The organism is Novosphingobium terrae, assembly GCF_017163935.1.
GTDB classification, from domain to species: domain Bacteria; phylum Pseudomonadota; class Alphaproteobacteria; order Sphingomonadales; family Sphingomonadaceae; genus Novosphingobium; species Novosphingobium terrae.
In genome coordinates, this window is sequence record NZ_JABVZR010000001.1 from 365052 (window position 1) to 385793 (window position 20742).

Here is a 20742-nt window from a genome sequence, read left to right on the forward strand (position 1 = left end):
TCGCCCTACCTTCCTTTCAGATGCAATCGCGCGCGCAGCAGGCTATGCAAGCCGCTGATCGATCACGATTGCCTGAAGGATTCCCATGCCGGTGTCTTCCCTGCCCGCTTTGCTTGGCGCTTTGAGCCTGCCTTTCTCGCTTCAGGCCGCGTCCACTGCCACGCCGCCTTTCGATCTGGCGGGACGCACCGTGGTCGCCACGTTTCAGGGCGAGGGCGCGCAGATCTATGCGTGCAAGGCCGGGCCCGATGGCGCTCTCACCTGGACCTTTCGCGAACCCGTTGCCGCGCTGATCGAGAGTGGCAAAACCGTGGGTCGCCATTTCGCCGGGCCGCGCTGGGAGCTGGAGGATGGCAGTCTGGTGCAGGGCAAGATGGCGCAAAGCCAGCCCGGCGCCTCGGTGCAGGATGTGCCGCTGCTCAAGCTGGATGTGGTGAGCCATGAAGGGCACGGCCGACTGGACGGGGTTACCGCGGTCTATCGGCTGAACACCAGAGGCGGCGTGCTTCAGGGGGCCTGCACCACGCCGGGCGCGATGCAATCTGTGCCTTATGCGGCGGATTACGTCTTCGCGTGGTGAAGCGGGGCGGGGGATGAGCTGTCTTCCGTTTGCCGTTCGGCCCGCCTGGCGGCCTCATACTTCAGGCAATCCAGAATCTTGCCGCCGGCCATAAAGACCGAGCCCATGCAGGCCAGAAACAGCAGCTTGCCGCCAAAGCCGGGATATTGCCCCAGATAGGCCTGCCCGCGCTGCACGGCCCCTGTGGCCAGCGCATAGATGATCATGAACGCCTCGGGGCGAGTCTTGATCACGAAGAGGCGGGCCAGCTTGGTCAGCATGGGGGGCAGCATCGAGTCCTTGAAGACGCCGTTTGTCTGGCGTCTTCAGGAAGATGGGCCGGTCGGGCGCGCCTCGCAAGTCTTGCTTAAAGCGATGTTAACCAAGCCTTGTCCGAAATCGGGACTGCGATCTTCGTGGTCGCATCCTTTTTGCGAAAAACCGGTTCCCACTTTTTCGCAGCATGCTTCAGCGGGCCTGCTTCTCCTTATGCGCCTTGAGCAGCCCGTCGAGTTCGGCAATGCGCAGCCGCTCGGGGCTCGTTTTGGGCAGGCCGTTCAGGCGGCATTTGGCCCAGAGCATCTTGCGCTCGGATTCCAGATTCTTGAGGTAAAGGTCGGCCATAAGATCTCCATTCCCGCCTTACATAGCGCAGGCGGGTGTGTTTCGCGACTATCAGGGATGTTTCGGGTCAGGACAGGATGCGGGCGATGCCCACGAAATCCTCGATCCCCAGCGTTTCGGCGCGGCGGGCCGGATCGATGCCCAGCGTTTCGAGCGCTTCCAGAGCGCCGGGAACACCCTTCAGGCTCTGGCGCAGCATCTTGCGGCGCTGGCCGAAGGCGGCTTCGGTCACACGCTCCAGCATGCGGGGGGATACGCCCTCGGGCGCCTCGCCGGGCACGATATGGACCATGGCGCTCATCACCTTGGGCGGCGGGGTGAAGGCGCTGCGATGCACCTTGACCGCGATCTTCGCTTTGGAGCGCCACTGCGCCAGCACCGCCAGCCGCCCATAGGCATCGCTGCCCGGCGCGGCGATGATGCGCTCGGCCACTTCAAGCTGGAACATCAGCGTCAGGCTGGTCCATTGCGGGGGCCATGTCGCGCCGCTCAGCCAGCCGGTGAAGAGGTTGGTGCCCACATTGTAGGGCAGATTGGCGACGATGGCATAAGGTTCGGCGCCGAAGATGCTGGCCGGATCGACCTTGGTGGCATCGCCATGGATCACCGTCAGCCTGCCGGGGAAGGCTTGCGACAGCTCCTCCAGCACCGGCAGGGCGCGCTTGTCCATTTCGATGGCGGTGACCTTGGCGCCGGCACGCAGCAGGGCGCGGGTCAGGCCACCGGGGCCGGGGCCGACCTCCAGCACATTGGCGTCCATCAGGCTGCCGGGGATGGCGGCCAGACGGTCGAGCAACTGCTCATCGAAGAGGAAGTTCTGCCCCAGCGCCTTGGTGGCGAAAAGGCCATGCGCGTTGATCACCTCCCGCAGGGGAGGCAGCGGATGAGTTGGCGGATATTTCATGCGAGAATGGTGGCTTCAGCCCGGCGCGCGGCGCAGTCGCCCGCCATGCGGATCGCGGCGATGGTGGCGCCCGCATCGGCGATGTTGCGCCCGGCGATGGCAAAGGCCGTGCCGTGATCGGGCGAGGTGCGGATGATCGGCAGACCCAGCGTGACATTCACGCCATGGTCGAAATCCAGCGCTTTCAAGGGGATCAGCGCCTGATCGTGATACATGCAGATCGCCACGTCGAAGGTGGCACGGGCGCGCTCGGCAAACAGCGCATCGGCGGGGTGAGGCCCGGTGGCGTCGATGCCGCGCGCGCGCAGGGCGGCGATACCGGGTTCGATCAGGCGGCCTTCCTCATCGCCCATGCGGCCTTCTTCACCCGCATGCGGGTTGAGCGCGGCAATGGCGAGGCGGGGGCTGGGCAGCCCGAAATCGCGGGTGAGGGCAGCAGCGGTGATCGCGCTGCGGCGTTCCACCAGCTCAGGCGTGATCAGGCTGGGGACGCTGGCCAGCGAGGTATGCACTGTCAGCGGTACGGTGCGCAAAGTCGGCCCGGCCAGCATCATCACCGCATCCTCGGCGGCAACACCGGCAGCGGCAGCGACAAATTCGGTCTGCCCGGGATGGACAAAGCCCACTTCGGCCAGCCGCGCCTTATGGATCGGGGCGGTGACGATGGCACCAGCCTCGCCCTCCACCGTCAGCCGTGCCGCCAGCGACAGCGAGGCCAGTGCCAGAGCAGCCCCCTCACGATTCGGCTCGCCCGGCGTATAGGGGCCGTCCAGATCGCCCAGCACCGGCAGGGCACGGGGGAAAACCTCGGCAGCCTGCGCGGGGGAGGCAATGCGCTCGATCGGCACATCCAGCCCGCGTGTGGCCGCTGCCGCCGCGATCAGCCGCGCGCCGCCCATGGCGAAGAAAGGCGCCAGCCCTTCCTCCTTGCGCCGGGCCCATGCGGCGGCGATCAGCTCGGGGCCGACCCCCGCCGGATCGCCCAGCGACAGAACCAGAGGCAGCGCGGCAACCATCAGTTGTATTCGATGATCGCGTCGCGGCGCAGGTCGCGCATGTAGATCTGGGCGCGGCGGTTGACGCGCTCATCTTCCATCTGGCCCAGCACGGCGTCGAAGTTGGGCGCGCCGGCATCCTTGGGCTCTTCACGACCGCAGAGCATCAGCATGCGCACACCCTCGGCCACCGAGCCGAAGGGCTGGGTCGAATCGCCCGGCTGCATCGCCAGCACGGTCTGCTGCAGGGCGGCGGGCAGATCGCGCGCCTTGACCTGATCGTTGGCCACCACATTGGCGCCGATCTTCTGCGCCGCGGCATCCACGCCGCCGCAGCCCTTGGCCGCCTTGATCGCGGTGGAGAATTCGGTGGCGCGCTTGTTGGCGTCAGCCTCGCTCATACCCTTGGGGAATTCGATCGAGATCTGCTTGAGCGCCAGAATCGCGTCACGCGGATCGGCGGTCAGCACCTTGCGCTTGTCGATCAGATACAGGATCGAGAAGCCGCCGCGCATTTCCACCGGGCCGGTCAGCTGGCCGGGCTGCATGTCGCGCGCGGCAGCGGCCAGTTCGGTGGGCAGCTGGCTCAGGCGCACCCAGCCCAGATCGCCGCCGACCACCTTGGTCGAGGCTTCCGAATATTGCCGCGCATAGGCCACGAAGCTGCCGCCCTGGCGCAGCTGGTCCATGATGCGGTTGGCATTGGCGGCGACCGAAGGCTTGGCTTCGGGCGTGGCCGAAAGATAGATTTCGCCGACGTGATACTCATCGGTGCCCTTCTGGGCCTGCATCTTGGCGATGAGTTCCTTCACTTCTTCCTGGCTGACGTTGATGAAGGGCTGAACATTCTTGCGCAGCACGCGCTGCCAGGCCAGCTCACCCTTGATCTGCCGCTTCAGAGAGGCCGAGGACGATCCCACGCGGGTGAGATAGGCATCGAGCGCCTTCACATCCTGATGGAAATTTTCCTGCGCCACGCGGGCGAAAGTATCGTCCACCTCGGAATCATCGATGGTGGCGTCAGCGCTCTTGGCTTCCTGAATCTGCAGCGTTTCGTCGATCAGGTTGCGCAGCACCTGCGCGCGCAGCTGGGTGCGCTCCTCATCGGAAATCTTGCCGCCATTGGCCGCGATCACCAGCGCCAGACGCTGATCGACATCGGTGCCGGTGATGATGTCGCCGTTCACGATGGCGGTAGCGCGGCGCAGATTGGGCGTGTTCTTGCCGAACAGGGTGACGGTATCGGGCAGGTTGAAGGGATCGCCACCGGGGCCACCGGCCTCCGCCGCTTCCGGGGCGCCGCCGGGCTGGCCCTGCGCCATCAGCGCGGTGCCGGGCAGCGCCAGTGCCATAGCGACGGAAAGGGCCACGCCTGCCCGGAGGAAGGAAACGCGGTTCTTGGACTTCATCATCACCGTCTGGTCGATCCTGCTTGACTGGCCCTGCGCCGGGAAGACGCGCGGGGCTTTCCCCCCACATACCGGCCTGCGGCTGAACCAGACCTGATGGAAAATCAGGGCCGAGCCGCCTTCCGGGCTGTGAACGCCTGGGGCGATAGCCTGTTTGCGCCCCCATGCCAATGGCATGAGGGATTGTTTGAAAATCCGGCTCTTCAGCCGGATTTTGCGGCACCGGCCCGCTCCCCCACCTGGTTACCCTAAGGTGGTATCCTCTGGGTGGCCGGGTGGGGGAGCGGGTCGGTGCCGCTTGCCAACAGGCAAAGCCTGTTGGCAACACATCAACGGAAACCGATGTTCTTCAGGCTGAAATGCAGTTCGAAGCTGCTGCCCTTGGCCACGTCGCCGATGGTGACATAGTCCTTGCGCCAGGTCAGGTCGATTTCCAGACAGTCGGAATTGTAGGAAAAGCCCAGACGGGTGCGCAGCGGCTGATATTTGTCGAGCGTCTGGCCATTGACCACGGTCTTGTCGTCAATGTCGAGAATCCCCGAGCCGAAGATCGAGAGATAGCGCGCGAAAGCGACACGCGCGGCGGCGCGCAGCTCGGTGCTGTCCTGCAGATCCTCGATGGTGGGATCGAAATGGCGGTTGAGCTTGACGTAGCCGACCTCGAAATAGGTCTTGTTGCTGCCCACCGCCGCGTCGATTTCATTACGGCGGAAGCCCATCGTGTCCTTGTCGAGGCGATAGCGATGGGTGATCTTGAACAGATCGCGATAGCGGATTTCGGTGCGGCCCACGATGTCGGACATGCGGCCCGAAAGGCCCGTGCCATCCGGCAGCAGCGTGGGCTTGCTGGTCATGCGATAGGACTGGCCGATGTTGGCGTTGATGCTCCAGCGCGGAACATCCAGCTTCCATTCCAGACCATAGGTGATGCGCGTGCCATCCTCGATCCGGTCGTAACCGGGGAAGCGGTTGAGCGCGAAGAGATTGTCATCCTCCAGCTCGATCGCCCGCGAATCCTCGTTGGGAATCGAGAGGTTGGGCGTGGAGGGCGCCGCCACCACCTGCACATGCGGGGTGATCACCTGCGTGCCGCCAAAGGCCGCACCCACCAGCGGCCAGGTCATGTCCACCGCGCCCAGCACCACGCCGCGGGTCTGCCAGCCGGGCAGGCCCTGATAGATCGAGGTGGCGGTCAGGCTGTTGTCGCTGGAGTGATAGGCGTCGGCGCGGGCCAGGCCCGTGAAGGTGAACTGCTGGCCCCAGGGGGTGGTGCGGCGCAGGCTGTATTGCGCGCTGGTGAAGGCGCGCTGCGTGTCCTGCCCGGCGGTGCGGGTGATGGCCAGCGTGTTGGCCTCGATCTCGAACTGGCCGCCCAGCCAGGGGTCGGCGATGCGGCGGCGATAGTCCAGCACGGGCAGGGCGATGGGCACGCTGCCCTGCAATTCGTCGGTGCGCAGCGTCTGGAAGGCCCAGCCGGAGAGCGAGAAATAGGAGTTCTTGTCGATATGCTCGACATTGATGGTCGAGCGCAGAAGGTCGTCGTTGTTGATGTAATAGCGCTGCAGGAAGGTGCGGTCGCTGGCCAGACGGCCCGAGAAGGTCACGCTCCATTCCGGCGAGAGCTGGAACTTGCCATTGGCGTCGATATAGCCGCGCAGCTGGTCCTGACCGTTGCCGATGGTCGTGCCCGTGGCCGACACCACCGGGCTGCGGGTGACATAGCCGGTGAGCTGGAAGGCGCCCAGATCGGTCAACTGGCGATAGTTGACCTGAAGCATCGGGTCGACCTTGGAGAAGACATAACCCTTGACGGTGACGTCCTTGTCGTCGGCCAGGCGAATGTATTCCGCTTCGGACAGTTCAAAGCCGTTGGACGCGGTCGAACGCAGATCGGGAATCAGCGGCCCGGTGATTGCGCGACCGTCCGTGGCGATGATGGCCGTGGGCAGCGGCACCAGCGGCACGCCGAAGACCACCAGACGCGCGGCCTTGAACTTCACCAGCTTGTGCTTCTGGTCGTAGATCACGCGGCGGGCGTTGATGCGCCAGCTCGGCGTGGTAGCGCAACCCTTGGAATTGACCACATCGCAGCCGGTGTAGCTGACGCGGGTGAGCAGCACCGTGCCATCCGCCTGCTTTTCGCCCTTGTCGGCGGCAAGGCGGCCGCCTTCGCGCAGCAGCAGCAGCATGTTGGTGGTGAAGCCCACCGTCATGTCCTGATCGACCTTCATCGATCCGGTGAACATCTCATTGCCATCGGCATCGACCGCGCGGATGTTGCCATTGGCCACGATATCGCCGGTGTCGCGGTTCCAGACCACGGAATCGGCGCGCATGGTCCGGTCGCCGCGCCTCAGGAAGACATTGCCCTTGGCGGTGACGAGGTTGTCATCGTCGGAATAATCGACCTCATCGGCCTCGAAATCGACATTGCGGTCGGCTGCGGGCTTGGCGGGGGCCGTGTCACCATGTTCGCCGGACTCGCTCTGGGCGCCCAGCTGCGGGGAGGGCGTGATGCCCGCGCCCGTGCTGATCGGCTGGCCCAGCGAGCCTGTCGGCAGTGCAAAAGCCACAGCGGGATTCGCCGCAAGGCCCAACACAACGGCCATCGCACCAAGCGAAAGGCCCGGAAAACCGCCGCTTTGCCGGGCGCGCAGAAGAGATGGGCGAGAACGCCTTAAGGGAAGCATGGCTTGCCTATCGCACCGGTGCGTCCTAACTGCAATGCGCGTTGATCGCGGTGCGTTCTGTTGAGCAGAGTGTGTCGCCCGCGACGCGGTGGCTCTGAACGCGTGAAAATTCACGCGGAAAGCCAGAGCCTTGCTGTCGCCCGATTGCCATGGAGTTGTCATGCAGATCCAGTTTTCCACATCCGACCAGTCCTCCGCCACCACGCGCGCGCGTTTGATCGAGGGGGGCAGCTGGCCCGCCGATCTCGATCCGTTGCTGGCCGCTGGAGCCAGGGCCAACCGTTTTAACGGCAAGGCGGGCGATTTGTTCGAAGGTTTTGTGTCGCGCGGCGATGTCACCCTGCGCGCCGTGCTGCTGGGCATCGGTGAAAAGGGCGCTGCCGACCGTGTGGCGGGCCTTGAAAAGGCCGGTGCGGCGCTGACCGCGCAGTATCTCACCAGCGGCGAAAGCACGGTGGCCGTGGATCTGGCCGGTGCCGATCTGACCGGCGCCGAAGTGGCCGCGCTGCTGCTGGGCCTGCGCCTGCGCGCCTGGCGCTGGGACAAGTATCGCACCACCCAGAAGGACGAGAAGAAGGTCAGCCTGACCACCGTCGACGTCGTCGGCGCGCCCGAGGGTGCCGAGGCGGCGTGGGAAGAGGCCTTCGCTCTGGCACAGGGCGTGGAGTTCACCCGCGAGCTGGTCACCGAACCGGCCAATGTGATCTATCCCGAAAGCTTCGTGGCACGCGCTCAGGCCCGTTATGAGGGCACCGGGCTGAAGGTGCGCGTGCTGGAGCAGGCCGAATTGGCCTCGCTGGGCATGGGCGCGCTGCTGGGCGTGGCTCAGGGCTCGGTCCGTCCGCCGCGCGTGCTGGTGATCGAGTGGAACGGCGGCAAGGACGGCGAGGCGCCGGTGGCCTTCGTCGGCAAGGGCGTCACCTTCGACACCGGCGGCATCAGCCTGAAGCAGCCCGCCGGCATGGAAGACATGAAGTGGGATATGGGCGGCGCGGGCGCCGTGGCGGGCACCATGCTGGCCCTTGCTCTGCGCAAGGCCAAGGCCAATGTGGTTGGCGTCTGCGGTCTGGTGGAAAACATGCCCGACGGCAACGCCCAGCGCCCCGGCGACGTGGTGACCTCCATGTCCGGTCAGACCATCGAGGTGATCAACACCGATGCCGAGGGCCGTCTGGTGCTGTGCGACGCGCTGACCTTCGTGCAGCGCGAATACAAGCCCAAGCTGGTGATCGATCTGGCCACGCTGACCGGCGCGATCATCGCCAGCCTCGCGCATGAATATGCCGGTATCTTCAGCAATGACGATACGCTGACCGCCCAGCTGACCGCCGCCGGCAACGCCACCGGCGACAAGCTGTGGCGCATGCCGATGGGCTCGGTCTATGACCGCATGATCGACAGCCCCATTGCCGACATGAAGAACATCGGCGGCAAGTTCGGCGGCTCGATCACGGCGGCGCAGTTCCTGCTGCGTTACATCGAGAAGGGCACCCCCTGGGCGCATCTCGACATCGCGGGCATGGTCTGGGCCGACAAGCCCGGCCACAGCTGGGACAAGGGCGCGACCGGTTACGGCGTGCGTCTGCTCGACCGTTTCGTGCGCGATACCGCCGAAGGGTAATGCCCCTGCGCGTCGATTTCTATCTGGTGGGGCAGGGGGACGCTTTGGTCGCCCTGCCGCCGCTCGCCGCCGCCGCGATGAAGGCCGGCCAGCGCATGCTGGTGGTTGCGGGCGACGGCGGGCAGCGCCAGCGCATTTCCCAGGCGCTGTGGGGCTGGCGCCCGACCTCCTTCCTCGCCCATGGCGAGGCAGGCACCGAACATGACGCCAGCCAGCCGATCCTGATCGCGCCAGACGTCACCGACCCCGCCAATGGCGCCCGCATCGCCCTGCTGGCCGATGGCCAGTGGCGCGAAATGGGTGAAGGTTTCGACCGCGCCCTGCTGCTCTTTGGCGAGGCGACACGCGGCGCGGCCCGCGCTGTCTGGACCATGCTGGGCCAGCGCGAGGGCGTTGAACGCCACTTCCACGAATATGTCGAAGGCCGCTGGGTGGCGCGCGGTTGAACCTGCATGGCTGTGCCGGTGTCGCACAGCGTCACCACACCGCTTGCGAAATGGATGCATCCCGGCTAGGGCGCCGCGCAACAGGGCCCTAAAGCCCGTTCCGCAGCCCAATACGCAAGGAATTTCCCATGGCGGTGACCCGCACCTTCTCGATCATCAAGCCCGACGCCACCCGCCGCAACCTGACCGGCGCCGTCACCAAGATGCTGGAAGAAGCCGGCCTGCGTGTCGTTGCTTCCAAGCGCATCCAGATGACCAAGGAGCAGGCCGAGGGCTTCTACGCCGTCCACGCCGAGCGTCCCTTCTTCGGCGACCTGGTGTCGTTCATGATCTCGGGCCCCGTCGTCGTGCAGGTGCTGGAAGGCGAAGACGCCGTGAAGCGCAACCGCGACATCATGGGCGCCACCAACCCCGCCAACGCCGATGCCGGCACCATCCGCAAGGAACTGGCCGAATCGATCGAGGCCAACTCGGTCCACGGTTCGGACAGCGAAGAGAACGCCGCGATCGAGATCGCCTACTTCTTCAAGCCCGAAGAAATCGTCGGCTGATCCATTTTCGGATTGCTGATGTGACGAGGCCGCCGGGGGGAAACCTCCGGCGGTTTTGTTTTGGGTTTTAGGGGTTTTGAGGGAAGAGAAGGTGCGAGGGGGTTACCCCCTCGCGCTCCCATGACGTCTCCCGGCGAGAGGGCTGGGTGGGAGGCGACCTTAATCCGTGATCGACAGATGGGTGACGAATGGTGCGCCTTTCAGAAGTTCGGTGACGGCTGCATCCATGTGTTCAATCATCTGCGGCGCGGAACCGATTTCCAGCGAAACCAGATCGAAGGCTTCTCCCGCGCTGCCGCCCCCATTGAGGATAAGCATGGCGTGACCCTGTTCCGCAGGAGCCGATACGGTGATCATCCAGCCGCCTTCATCGGCATCAAGCGCCTGGGGTGCAAAGCCGCGCGCGATGAGTTCGGCGCGCAGCCACAAAGCGCATTTTTTCGATCGGGCAAGTTGTTCTCCCGCGCCGGGTGCATCAGGCATCACCGTCCGGCTGGAGACAGGCGTGGCCCCACTGTCGAAAAGGCTGGAGGCGTTGAAAGAAAAATCGGTCATATCATCTCTCTTGAAGGGCAAGGTTAGAGCCTTGGTTAAAGAGTGATATTTTATGCTCCGTAAAAACCTGGAAATGTTCTGAAAGTTTTTTCTGCGCTTCTTGACTGCTCTCGCCATGGCAAAGTGTAAGCACTTTGCCCCAACTTCAGGTCGAGACGTCAAGAACAAGTCGCAACGTAGACATGGATGGGAGCGCGAGGGGGTAATCCCCTTCGCATCAAACTTTCCTCCTTCTTGCCCCCTTCACAATCCCTGCCTACACAAGGCGCCATCATGCCTGACACACTCAAGATCACGCTCGCCCAGTTGAATCAGTCCGTTGGCGATCTGGCCGGCAATGCCGCAGCCATGCTGGCCGCGCGTGAGCGCGCCGCCGCCAAGGGCGCCGACCTGATCGTCTTTCCCGAGCTGCAGCTCATCGGCTACCCTCCAGAAGACCTGATCCTGAAGCCCGCCCTGATCGAGCGCGCCGCCGCCGAGCTGGAAAAGCTGGCCGCCGCCACCGCCTCCAAGGGCCCGGCGATGCTGGTGGGCAGCGTCTTCGTGCAGGACGGAGCGCTTCACAATGGCGTCGCCCTGCTCGATCAGGGCAAGGTGCAGGCCATCCGCTTCAAGCATGAGCTGCCCAATTACGGCACCTTTGATGAGATGCGCCTGTTCCAGCCCGGCCCGCTGCCAGAGCCGATCATCTTCCGCGGCATCATGCTGGGCGTGCCGATCTGCGAGGACATCTGGCACCCCAATGTCTGCAAGCATCTGGCCGATTTCGGCGCGGAGATCTTCATCTGCGTCAACGGCAGCCCCTATGAGATCGACAAGGATTCGCTGCGCATCGATGGCGTCGCCAAGCGCCGCGCCGTGGCCGCTGGTGTGCCGCTGGCGTACCTGAACCGCGTCGGCGGTCAGGACGAGCTGGTGTTCGATGGCGCCAGCTTCGTGGTCAATGGCGACGGCAGCCTGCCCGTGCAGATGACCGACTGGGAGGAGCAGGAAGTGCTCACCAGCTGGACCAAAACCGCCAAGGGCTGGCGCTGCGACCATGGCGAGATCGCCCAGCATGTCGGGCAGGAGGAGAGCATCTACTCCGCCATGGTGCTGGCTTTGCGCGATTACGTGACGCGCAACCGCTTCCCCGGCGTGGTGCTTGGCCTGTCGGGCGGCATCGATTCGGCCCTGTGCGCCGCCATTGCGGTGGACGCGCTGGGCGCGGACAAGGTGTGGTGTGTGATGCTGCCCAGCCGCTACACCAGCACGGAAAGTCTGGTCGATGCCACGCAATGCGCCCATCTGCTGGGTGTGCGTTACGACACCATCCCCATCGTCCCGGCGGTGAAGGCGTTTGACGAAATGCTGGGCCCCGCCTTCGCCGGCAAAGCCCCCGATCTGGCCGAGGAAAACGTGCAGAGCCGCATCCGTGGCGTGACGCTGATGGCCCTGTCGAACAAGTTCGGCCCCATGGTCGTCACCACCGGCAACAAGAGCGAGATGAGCGTCGGTTACGCCACGCTCTATGGCGATATGAACGGCGGCTACAACCCGCTGAAGGATGCCTACAAGCTGACGGTCTTTGCCATCTCCAAATGGCGCAACGAGAACAAGCCGCGCATCGGCCTTGGCCCCAGCGGCCCGGTGATGCCTGAGAACATCATCTCCAAGCCCCCCAGCGCCGAGCTGCGCCCGGACCAGAAGGATTCGGACTCGCTGCCACCCTATGACGTGCTGGACCCCATCCTGATCGGGCTGGTCGAGCATGAAAAGAGCGTCGATCAACTGGTGAAGGAAGGCTTCGAGCGCGAGGTGGTCTCGCGGATCGAGCGTCTGCTGCATCTGGCGGAGTACAAGCGGCGCCAAGCCCCCCCGGGCGTGAAGCTGGGGACGCGGAATTTCGGGCGCGATCGGCGGTATCCGATTACGCAGGCGTTTCGGACGGCTTAAGGTTTGAAGGGGAAGATGCGAGGGGGTTACCCCCTCGCGCTCCCGGGAATGTCTACGTTGTGCGCGACCTCTCGGTTTCGCACGGGTTCTTGGCGCCGCAGGCAGAAACGATAGCTGGCGCTGTGGTGGCGGGTTTGCTTGCCTGCGGCGCGGCAAACTGAGCGCAAGGCCAAACCCATAGCGCCCACGCCGACAATTAAAGGGAGCGCGAGGGTTATGACCCTCGCATCTTCTCTTTCCTTATCCTGCCTTCTATAGCGCCCCCATGACCACCGTAACCCGCTTCGCCCCGTCGCCCACTGGCCTGCTGCATATCGGCAACATTCGGACCGCTTTGCACAACTGGATGCTGGCGCAAAAGTCGGGCGGGCGGTTCCTGCTGCGCATCGACGACACCGACGCCGCCCGCAGCGAAGAACGCTATGTCGATGCCATCCGCGACACGCTGAACTGGCTGGGCCTCAACTACGATAGCGAGGAACGCCAATCGGCCCGCTCGGCGCTGTATGAGCGCGAGTTCCAGAAGCTGGTCGAGGGTGGCCGCGTCTACCGCGCCTATGAGACCGCGCAGGAGCTGGAGCTGAAGCGCAAGGTGCTGCTGGGCCGTGGCCTGCCGCCGGTCTATGACCGCGCCGCACTGAACCTGACCGAGGAAGACCACGCCGCCAAAGCCGCAGCGGGCGAGACCCCGCACTGGCGCTTCCTGCTTGACCGCGATGCGCCCATCGAGTGGGTGGACGGCATCCGTGGCCCACAGCGCTTCGACCCGGCGCAGATGTCTGACCCGGTGGTGCGCCGCGCGGATGGCTCCTGGCTCTATATGCTGCCCTCGGTGATCGACGATGTGGATATGGGCGTCACGCAGATCCTGCGCGGCGAGGATCATGTCACCAACTCCGCCGTGCAGGTGCAGATGTTCGAGGCGATGGGCGCCCCCGTGCCCGCGCTGGCCCATGAAGCGCTGCTGACGGGCGCAGAGGGCAAGCTCTCCAAGCGCCTCGGCTCGCTGGGCATCGGCGAACTGCGCGAGCAGGGCATCGAGCCCGAAGCCGTGATCGCCCTGCTGGCGCGCCTCGGCACCAGCGATCCGGTCGATCCGGCGCTGTCGCTGGCCGAGCTGATCGCCGCTTTCGATCTCTCGCGATTTGGACGCGCCCCCGCGCGCTTCGATGAGGCCGAGCTGGCGCGTTTGAATGCCTCGATCCTCCACCGTCTGCCGTTCGAGCGTGTTGCTGCCAGCCTGCCGGAAGGCATCGATGCGGCGGGCTGGGAAGCGATCCGCCCGAACCTCTCGACCATCGCCGAGGCCGCCGACTGGTGGGCCATCGTCACCGGCCCCATCACCGCGCCCGCCTTCGATGACGAAACCCGCGCCTTCCTCACCTCCGCCGCCGAGGTGGCCGCCGGGCTGGATTGGGTCGAGGCGCCCTGGGCCGCTCTGACGGGCGCTCTGAAGGAGGCCACCGGGCGTAAGGGCAAGACCCTGTTCCTGCCGCTGCGTCAGGCCATTACGGGCATGGAGCATGGGCCGGATATGGGGGCTCTGCTGCCGCTGATCGGGAAGGATCAGGTGGTGGAACGGCTCAAGGTTTAAGAAGGATAGATGCGAGGGCCATCGCCCTCGCGCTCCCTTTAGTTGTCGGCGTTAGCGCCAAGGGTTCAGCCAAGGCGCTTAACTTGCAGCGCCGCAGGCAAGCAAACCCACCAACAGCGCCAGCCATCGTTCCTGCCTGCGGCGCGAAGAACCCGCACCGAACCGATAGGTCGTGCACAACGTAGACATTCATGGGAGCGCGAGGGGGTAACCCCCTCGCATCTATCCTTCTTATGCTACTTCCGGCACATCTTCACTGGCTGCTTCCAGCAACCTTTTCTCGATCGACTTCAAGCGGCTGGCGGTATCGATCTTCCCCGCGAACAAATCCGTCACATAGAACGTATCGATAGCTCGCTCACCATAGGTGGCGATGTGGGCGGAATGCACGATCAGCCGCGCCTCGAACAGAGCGCGCGCCAAACGGTTCAGCAATGCGGGCCGATCACGGGCGGAAATTTCCACCACAGTGAACCGGTTCGACGCATCATTGTCGAACTCCACGCGCGGGCGGACCTCAAAGGCTTCTGCGCGGGGCCGGGCGAGGGGGCGGGCGGCCAGCTGCGGCACCAGCGGCACGCGGTTCGCCAAAGCGTCGCCGATCATCGTTTTCAGGCGCGCGAATTGCGCTTCTTCCGAGAAGGGGCGGCCTAGCGGGTCCTGCACCAGGAAGTTGTCGACGGCGGTGCCGTTCTTGGCCGTGTGAATGCGGGCGTCGATGATGTTGCCGCCCGCCAGATGGATACCCCCGGCGATGCGGTAGAACAGGCCGGGGTGGTCGGCGGCGATCACCATCACCAGCGTGGCGCCGCGCGCGGCATCATAGGTGGTGGTGATGGAGAGCGGCTCGCCCGCCGCCTGATCCAGTTGCGCCAGATTGAGGGCGATGACGTCCTCGCTTTCGGCGATCCAGTAGGCGTCGGCCATCAGCTTGCCCATGCGCTCGACCAGCGCGCCATTGTCGTCCATGCGGGCCGCGACGGCCTGCTTCTTGGCCTCGATGCGCTCGGCGCGGTGGCTCTGGACGTGGCCGAGGCGCAGGCGCTCCTCGGCGGCATTGTAAAGCTCGGCCAGCAGCTGGCGCTTCCAGCTGTTCCACACGCCGGGGCCCACGGCGCGAATGTCCACGATGGTCAGCAGCGTGAGCTGGCGCAGGCGTTCAAGCGACTGCACCACCGAGACGAAATCGGTGATGGTCTTCCAGTCGGCCAGATCGCGCTTGAAGGCGGTGGCGCTCATGATGAGATGCTGGCGCACCAGCCAGCTGACCAACGCGGTTTCCTCTTCCGTCAGGCCGAAGCGCGGGCAGAGGCGCTTGGCGATCTCGGCGCCCAGGATGGAATGGTCGCCGCCGCGCCCCTTGGCGATGTCATGCATCAGCACGGCGCAGAACAGCGCGCGGCGTGAGTGGATCTTGCCCAGCAGCAGCGTGGCAAGGGGGTGGTCCTTTGCCAGCTCGCCCTTTTCGATGCGCACCAGCAGGCCGATGGCGCGGATGGTGTGCTCGTCCACCGTATAGTGGTGGTACATATCGAACTGCATCTGGGCGTTGACGCGGCCAAACTCGGGTACGAAGCGGCCGAAGACGCCCGCCTCATTCATCCAGCGCAGCACGGTTTCGGGGTCGCGCTTGCTGGTCAGCACGCCGAGGAACAGCTCGTTGGCCTTGGGGTCCTTGCGCACCGCCGCATCGATCATGCGGCAGTCGCGGGTGAGCAGGCGCATGGTCTCGGGGTGGATTTCCAGCCCCTGTTCGTCCGCGATGGCGAAGATTTCCAGCATGCGGACGGGATCAGCCGCGAACCAGCCATCGTCCGGCGCGGCAATCCGGCTGGAGGCGACCTTGAAGCCCTTCACGGTCTTGGGCCGCCCACGGAAACCCGCGAACAGGCCCTTGCGCTGCTTCTTGGCGCTTTGCTCTTCCAACTGGGCGAGGAAGACGCCGGTCAGGCTGCCGACCTGTTTGGCCTGCAGGAAGAAATACTGCATGAAACGTTCGACGGCGCTTTTTCCCGGGCGGTCGGCGAAGTTCATGCGCTCGGCCACGGCGCGCTGCAGGTCGAAGGTCAGGCGGTCTTCGGCGCGGTTGGTCAGCTGATGCAGGTGGCAGCGCACCGCCCAGAAGAAGTTTTCCGCCCGGCGGAAATCGCGATATTCCTTGGGCGTCAGCAGGCCGACATCGACCAGTTCCGCCACAGAGCGCACCTTGTGGATGTATTTGCCGATCCAGTAGAGCGTGTGCAGGTCGCGCAGGCCCCCCTTGCCCTCTTTCACATTGGGCTCAACCACATAGCGCGAATCGCCGAGCCTTTTGTGGCGCTCGTTGCGCTCGATCAGCTTTTCGGTGACGAACTGGCGTTCCGTGCCCGCCACCACCTCGGCGAAGAAGCGGCGGCGCGCTTCCTCGAACAGTTCCTGATCGCCCCAGACATAGCGGCCCTCCAGCAGGGCGGTGCAGATGGTGATGTCCGATTTGGCCATGCGGACCATATCATCCAGACTGCGGCTGGAATGGCCGACCTTCAGCCCCAGATCCCACAGGAAATAGAGCATGGCCTCGATCACCTGCTCGCACCAGTGGGTCTGCTTGGAGGGGGTGAGAAAGGCGATGTCGACGTCCGAATGCGGCGCCATTTCGCCGCGCCCATAGCCGCCCACGGCCATGATCGTCAGCCTTTCGCCGCTGGAACGATGGCCTGACGGGTAGACATTGTTGACGACGTGATCGTGGATCACCCGCAGCAGCTGATCGACCAGAAAGGCCTGTGCCGCCGCCGCATCATGGCCGGCGGCGGGGCGTTCCTCCAGCCTGCGGGCGATTTCCGCGCGGCCATGGGCCAGAGCGGCGCGCAGGGCTTCCACCACTTTCATCCGCTGGCCGGCAGGCGGCTTGGCGGCCACCTCCGCATCGATGGCGGCGGTCAGCGCCCGCCGGTCGATCACGGCACGCTGGTTGGGGATGCGCAGGTCGTTCATGAACGCGGCTCTTATCCTGTTGCGAGCGGCCAGCATAGCGCCATCGCATGAAGAAGCGGTGAGCGAGCAGGCCCTTAGCGCGGAACCACCTATCATCGCGCCTTCCTCTATGCCAAAAGGCGCGGCGAAGCGGGTTGATCCCGTTATACCCTATGGCCCCGGACAGAGGCGGATTTTCGATTTCCATGACGCTTGATCTTGTACTGGATGCCGTGACCACCGCAGGCAGCGCCGTTCATCAGCCCCTGCAATGGGTCGATCTGCATCTGAAGCGCGGCATCGAACTGGGGCCGCTGACCACCCATTTCGGCTTCACGCTGCGCTATTATTCGCTGGCCTATCTGGCGGGCATCCTCTTCGGCTATTGGCATCTCACGCGCGAGTTGCGCACGGGCGGCGCTCCGCTGGCGCAGCGCCATGCCGACGATCTGTTCTTCTGGTGCACCATCGGCATCATTCTGGGCGGTCGCCTGGGTTATGCGCTGTTCTATGACCATGCGATGCTGACCAGCCCGGTGCTGCTGGTGCGGTTGTGGGATGGCGGCATGAGCTTCCATGGAGGCCTCACCGGCGTGATCGTGGCCATTGCCTGGGTGTGCCGTGCCAATGGGCTCAGCTTCCTGCGGGTGAGCGATTATATCGCCCCCTGCGCGCCGATCGGCCTGTTTTTCGGGCGCTGCGCCAACTTCATCAATGGCGAGCTGTGGGGCCGTGTCACCACGCCGGATGTAGCCTGGGCGATGGTCTTCCCCGATGGCGGCCCGCTGCCGCGCCATCCCAGCCAGCTTTACGAGGCGGCACTGGAAGGCCTGGTGCTGGCGCTGATCCTGATCCCGCTGTTCTGGAAGAGCGGCGCGCGCTGGCGCCCCGGCCTGCTGAGCGGCATCTTCGTGGGCGGCTATGGCGTGGCGCGTTTCTGCGTCGAATATTTCCGCGAGCCCGACAAGCAGCTTGAGGATTTTGCCCATGCCACCGGCATGTCGATGGGCCAGTGGCTCTGCGTGCCGATGATCGTGCTGGGTGTGGTGCTGGTGGTGCGGGCTTTGCGCCGCCCGGCGCTGGGCTCGGCTGCGGGCGCGCCTGTGGTGGCCTGATGAAGGCCGTCTGATGTTTGGTGAGATGACACTGGAGCAGAGTCTCGCGCGGCTGATCGCCCTGCAGGGGCCGATCAGCCTGACGCTGTGGATGGGGCAGGCCAATGCCCATTATTACGGCAGCCGCGATCCCTTGGGCGCGGATGGCGATTTCACCACCGCGCCCGAAATCAGCCAGATGTTTGGCGAGATGGTCGGCGTGTGGTTGGCCGATGTGTGGTCGCGCGCCGGCAGCCCGGTGGATGCCGCTTATGTCGAGCTGGGGCCGGGGCGCGGCACGCTGGCCCGCGATGCGCTGCGGGTCTTGCGCCGTTTCGGCTGGGCGGGCAGCGTCCATTTTGTCGAGACCTCGGCCACCATGCGCGCGGCTCAGGCCCGCGCCGAGCCCGATGCGCAGTGGCATGACGATCTGGGCAGCCTGCCCGAAGACCGCCCGCTGCTGATCGTCGCCAATGAATTCCTCGATGCGCTGCCGGTGCGCCAGATCGTGAAAACGCCGCAGGGCTGGCGCGAGCGGATGGTGGGCCTGCAGGATGACCGCTTCGTGCCGATGGCGGGCACCATGCCGCTGGACCTCGCCGTGCCCGAGGCCTTCCGCGAGGCTGATGCCCAGACCATTGTCGAGATCGCCCCCGCCGCCAGCGTGGTGATGGGTGAAGTGGCCCGGCTGCTGGCGGCGCAGGGCGGAGCGGGGCTGGTGGTTGATTATGGCTACACCGCGCCTCAGACCGGTTCGACGCTTCAGGCCTTGAAGGGCCATGCCGCCGCCGATCCTTTCGCCACGCCGGGCGAGGCGGATCTGACCACTCTGGTGGATTTTTCCGCCGCCGTGGCTGCCGCGCAGGCGTCGGGCGCTCAGGTGGCAGGACCTGTGGGGCAGGGGGCTTTTCTGGGCGCTCTGGGGATTGCGCAGCGGGCCGGGGCGCTGGCCAAGGCCTCGCCCGCGCGGGCCGGGGAGATCGCCGGGGCGCTCGAACGGCTGGTGGCGCCCGAGCAGATGGGTACGCTGTTCAAGGTGCTGGGGCTGGCCGGGAAAGACTGGCCTTCGGGTGCCGGTTTCGCGGCCTAGCGCCGGGTGTTTCCACCCGGCGCGGCAATGACTTAGCCCTCTTCGGCCAGTCTCTGGGCCAGAGCGGCGATCTCGCCCGGTTCCAGAATCCAGGTTCGGGTCTTGCGGCCCTCGCGATGGACGGGGACGGTGAGCAGGATACGCGCCTGCTCCCGCGCATGCGGCTTGTAGAGCGAGAAATGCAGCGCGCATTCGCGGATCAAGCCGATGATCGGCGTGCGGCCTTCCAGATCGATCATCGTGGCGGGCTGATCCCAGGGGATGTTGGCCACGGTGGCCTTCACATGCGGTTCCGCCGCGCCGACATAGGCCTCCACCGAGGTGTAATCGGGGTGAGGTGCTTCGGGTTTCTTGTCTTCACTCATCTCTTCAATCCTTTGCGCATGCGATCCTGCGCATCTGCGCCCTGCCCGATCATATAGGTATTCGGGCAGGAATTGCATCCCGGATTAGCCGAAGGTGAAGACATAGGCGCGGATGCCGGGCTTCTCGAAGCTGATCGAGACGGTGTGATCGGCGATGGTGCCGCTCTGGCGGACCAATTGATAAAGCCGGTCTTCGCGCACTTCGCCCCAGCCATTGGCGTCGACATCGGTGCCGTGGTCGGCGCCGGGGGCCTTGCCATCGATGGTGACGCGGAAGCGCACGGGCTGGCCATCCGCCGCGCCGCCCAGCACCAGATGAGCGTCGCGCGCATGGAAGCGGTAGCGCAGCAAGGCGGCGGGGCTGGCGGGGGTGATATACTCCGAACCGATGGTCCAGCTGCCGGTCAGATCCCAGGTGCCGCGCTCCAGATCGGCGGCGGGTTCATAGAGCTTGGCCCGGTTGCGCGAGGGGCCGCCGGGCGAGCGGAAGCCTTCGGCCTTGTCATAGCCCAGATAGGCTTCGGGTGAGCCCAGTTGCGCCCAGTCGGCCTCCGCCTCGATGCCCTTGCCGGTGATGGGCGGGGTGGGCACGCTGGACAGATCCTGCCCGGCCTCGGTCAGCAGCTTGCGGATCAGCGCTTCGCTCTGGGCATAATTGCCTTCGCCGATGTGGTAGCCCTGCATATGGCCCTTGGCGTCGATGAAGTAGAGGCTGGGCCAGCCCTCATTGGCGAATTGCTGCCAGGTGGCGTAGCTGTTGTCCTGCAGGTTGGGATAGGTCACGCCGAGTTGGCGGAAGGCGAGGCGGGCCTTGGCGGCATCATGCTCGAACTGGAATTCGGGGGCGTGGACGCCCACCACCACCAGACCCTTGTCCTTGTAGCGCTGATTCCAAGCCTTCAGATAGGGCAGGGCGCGCAGCGAGTTGATGCAGCTGTAGGTCCAGAAATTGACCACCACCACCTTGCCGCGCAAGGCATGCACCCCGCCCGGCACATCGGTGAGCCATGGCCCGGCATCGCTCAGCACATCGATGGGGCGGGCGGTGGCGCCGATGGGCACGGGGCTGGCGTAAGCGGGCGTCAGCGCCTCCACGCAGCAGGCGGCGGTGATCAGGCCACCGGCGATGAGGGCGCTGGCGATAAAGCCGAGAGAGCGGGGGCGTGAGGAGCGGGGCTGGGCCATGATGTGTCTCCGAAACAGGCAAGCGATCGATCCGCTTGGCGTTGGTTGCATCTTAGGCTTCCCGCCGCGATCCGCCCGTTAGGTGGCGCCCGGCGGTGTTAGCTTGCGAGAGGGCTGCTTTGCGCAGCTAACACCAACTCACTCCACCTAACGGGCGTCTTTCAGGGGCT

At 65.2% G+C, this 20742-nt stretch carries 18 protein-coding genes; 8 read left to right on the forward strand and 10 right to left on the reverse strand.

Annotated elements, in window-relative coordinates:
- Positions 1-85: 85 nt before the first annotated feature.
- On the forward strand, positions 86-580 hold the full coding sequence (locus HGK27_RS01700; RefSeq protein ID WP_206238227.1) for a DUF3455 domain-containing protein: 495 nt from the start codon (positions 86-88) through the stop codon (positions 578-580).
- On the opposite strand, the gene HGK27_RS01705 is transcribed toward HGK27_RS01700, so the two are convergent.
- The 6 genes from HGK27_RS01705 to HGK27_RS01730 all read right to left on the reverse strand — a co-directional run bounded on the left by HGK27_RS01705 (position 562) and on the right by HGK27_RS01730 (position 7064).
- Positions 562-852: a hypothetical protein gene (locus tag HGK27_RS01705; protein ID WP_407674578.1), complete on the reverse strand. Its 291-nt coding sequence runs from the start codon at positions 850-852 to the stop codon at positions 562-564. The genes HGK27_RS01700 and HGK27_RS01705 overlap by 19 nt on opposite strands.
- A gap of 175 nt (positions 853-1027) precedes the next feature.
- Positions 1028-1183, reverse strand: coding sequence for a hypothetical protein (locus HGK27_RS01710; protein WP_206238229.1), 156 nt, complete (start codon positions 1181-1183; stop codon positions 1028-1030).
- Between the two features lie 67 nt (positions 1184-1250).
- Positions 1251-2087: a 16S rRNA (adenine(1518)-N(6)/adenine(1519)-N(6))-dimethyltransferase RsmA gene (gene rsmA, locus HGK27_RS01715; RefSeq protein ID WP_206238231.1), complete on the reverse strand. Its 837-nt coding sequence runs from the start codon at positions 2085-2087 to the stop codon at positions 1251-1253.
- Positions 2084-3103 carry a 4-hydroxythreonine-4-phosphate dehydrogenase PdxA gene (gene pdxA, locus HGK27_RS01720; RefSeq protein WP_206238233.1) on the reverse strand — a complete coding sequence of 340 codons (1020 nt, stop codon included), beginning with the start codon at positions 3101-3103 and terminating at the stop codon, positions 2084-2086. The genes rsmA and pdxA overlap by 4 nt, the downstream gene beginning before the upstream one ends.
- Complete coding sequence (locus HGK27_RS01725; RefSeq protein WP_206242689.1) at positions 3103-4491, reverse strand: peptidylprolyl isomerase; 1389 nt, start codon at positions 4489-4491, stop codon at positions 3103-3105. The genes pdxA and HGK27_RS01725 overlap by 1 nt, the downstream gene beginning before the upstream one ends.
- 329 nt (positions 4492-4820) lie before the next feature.
- On the reverse strand, positions 4821-7064 hold the full coding sequence (locus HGK27_RS01730) for an LPS-assembly protein LptD (RefSeq protein WP_241126775.1): 2244 nt from the start codon (positions 7062-7064) through the stop codon (positions 4821-4823).
- A 277-nt stretch (positions 7065-7341) separates the two neighbouring features.
- Between HGK27_RS01730 and HGK27_RS01735 the strand changes: the two genes are divergently transcribed.
- The 3 genes from HGK27_RS01735 (at position 7342) to ndk (ending at position 9799) form a co-directional block, all read left to right on the forward strand.
- The gene (locus HGK27_RS01735) at positions 7342-8802 is read left to right on the forward strand and encodes a leucyl aminopeptidase (protein WP_206238237.1); all 1461 of its coding nucleotides are present in this window, start codon (positions 7342-7344) and stop codon (positions 8800-8802) included.
- On the forward strand, positions 8802-9248 hold the full coding sequence (locus HGK27_RS01740) for a DNA polymerase III subunit chi (RefSeq protein ID WP_241126776.1): 447 nt from the start codon (positions 8802-8804) through the stop codon (positions 9246-9248). Before HGK27_RS01735 ends, HGK27_RS01740 begins: the two co-directional genes overlap by 1 nt.
- 128 nt (positions 9249-9376) lie before the next feature.
- Positions 9377-9799 (forward strand): nucleoside-diphosphate kinase, encoded by a 423-nt coding sequence (ndk, locus tag HGK27_RS01745; protein WP_206238238.1) that lies wholly within the window; start codon positions 9377-9379, stop codon positions 9797-9799.
- A gap of 159 nt (positions 9800-9958) precedes the next feature.
- On the opposite strand, the gene HGK27_RS01750 is transcribed toward ndk, so the two are convergent.
- A complete protein-coding gene (locus HGK27_RS01750; RefSeq protein WP_206238240.1) occupies positions 9959-10354 on the reverse strand; it encodes a hypothetical protein in 396 nt (131 codons plus the stop codon).
- A gap of 273 nt (positions 10355-10627) precedes the next feature.
- On the opposite strand from HGK27_RS01750, the gene HGK27_RS01755 reads away from it, so the two are divergent.
- On the forward strand, positions 10628-12289 hold the full coding sequence (locus tag HGK27_RS01755; protein WP_206238242.1) for an NAD+ synthase: 1662 nt from the start codon (positions 10628-10630) through the stop codon (positions 12287-12289).
- A 265-nt stretch (positions 12290-12554) separates the two neighbouring features.
- Positions 12555-13883 carry a glutamate--tRNA ligase gene (gltX, locus tag HGK27_RS01760; protein WP_206238244.1) on the forward strand — a complete coding sequence of 443 codons (1329 nt, stop codon included), beginning with the start codon at positions 12555-12557 and terminating at the stop codon, positions 13881-13883.
- Positions 13884-14114: 231 nt separating this feature from the next.
- Here gltX and HGK27_RS01765 read toward each other — a convergent pair whose 3' ends face one another.
- The gene (locus HGK27_RS01765; RefSeq protein WP_206238246.1) at positions 14115-16859 is read right to left on the reverse strand and encodes a [protein-PII] uridylyltransferase; all 2745 of its coding nucleotides are present in this window, start codon (positions 16857-16859) and stop codon (positions 14115-14117) included.
- Between the two features lie 185 nt (positions 16860-17044).
- Here HGK27_RS01765 and lgt point away from each other — a divergent pair, with 185 nt between their 5' ends.
- Together lgt and HGK27_RS01775 are read left to right on the forward strand one after the other, a co-directional pair.
- Positions 17045-17953 (forward strand): prolipoprotein diacylglyceryl transferase, encoded by a 909-nt coding sequence (lgt, locus tag HGK27_RS01770; RefSeq protein ID WP_241126777.1) that lies wholly within the window; start codon positions 17045-17047, stop codon positions 17951-17953.
- Between the two features lie 13 nt (positions 17954-17966).
- Positions 17967-19022 (forward strand): class I SAM-dependent methyltransferase, encoded by a 1056-nt coding sequence (locus HGK27_RS01775; RefSeq protein WP_241126779.1) that lies wholly within the window; start codon positions 17967-17969, stop codon positions 19020-19022.
- Positions 19023-19054: 32 nt separating this feature from the next.
- On the opposite strand, the gene HGK27_RS01780 is transcribed toward HGK27_RS01775, so the two are convergent.
- Entirely contained in the window at positions 19055-19261 is a 207-nt protein-coding gene (locus HGK27_RS01780; RefSeq protein ID WP_206242695.1) for a hypothetical protein, read from the reverse strand.
- A gap of 210 nt (positions 19262-19471) precedes the next feature.
- The gene (locus HGK27_RS01785) at positions 19472-20572 is read right to left on the reverse strand and encodes a redoxin domain-containing protein (RefSeq protein ID WP_206238249.1); all 1101 of its coding nucleotides are present in this window, start codon (positions 20570-20572) and stop codon (positions 19472-19474) included.
- Positions 20573-20742 lie beyond the last annotated feature (170 nt).